This window comes from Amycolatopsis sp. SID8362 (assembly GCF_010550475.1).
GTDB lineage: Bacteria > Actinomycetota > Actinomycetes > Mycobacteriales > Pseudonocardiaceae > Amycolatopsis > Amycolatopsis eburnea.
Genome location: NZ_JAAGNB010000763.1, coordinates 1 through 589 on the forward strand (window position 1 = coordinate 1; position 589 = coordinate 589).

Below are 589 nucleotides of genomic sequence, written 5' to 3' on the forward strand. Positions count from 1 at the left end.
GACGGCGCGCCGTCCGGTTCCCCGGCCGCCGCGGAGACGCCGAGGCTGGTCGTGCCGAGCGCGCGGAAGCCCTGCGCGGCGAGGAAGGCACCGACGCCGAACTCCCACGCGTTCGGCAGCAGCAGCGGGGACCCGGGGACGTGCAGGGCACGGAATTCGTCCATGCCCCCGAACCTAGGTCCGCGACGCTTCGGCGGGCACCGAAGCGAACGGCGACAGGATCCCGGGCACGGCCGCCGAAGCGAACTCGAGCCCTTCGACGGCGTCGGCGTCCAGGATCGAGTAGGCGCCGGTGCCCGCCGCCGTGGTCGCGGTGAAGGTCGCGAGCCCGCGGCGGCGCTGTAACACCGACTGCTTCACGGTCCAGCCGATCACCCCGTCCCGCGCCAGGACCGCCGTGCCGCGCCGGACCGTGCCCGCGCGCACGACCAAGTAACGGCCGCGCGTGCCGTGCCCGAGGCCGCGGTAGGCGTCCCGGGCCAGCAGGACCGCCACCGGCAGCGCGACGACGGCGAGGACCCCGCCCAGCACGAGCAGGACGTCGGTGAGCAGCACACCGAGCACCAGCAGGACCACGACCGGCGCCAGC

The 589-nt window shown here is 75.4% G+C and carries 2 protein-coding genes; both read right to left on the bottom strand.

Going from position 1 to position 589, the window contains the following annotated elements; translation table 11 throughout:
* The coding region (locus tag G3I65_RS23560; RefSeq protein WP_203612485.1) for an isocitrate lyase/phosphoenolpyruvate mutase family protein at positions 1 to 164 on the bottom strand (164 nt) is incomplete at its 3' end.
* Between the two features lie 10 nt (positions 165 to 174).
* Positions 175 to 589, bottom strand: a 415-nt coding sequence (locus G3I65_RS23565) for a PH domain-containing protein (protein ID WP_160698031.1), incomplete at its 5' end; no start/stop codon positions are given.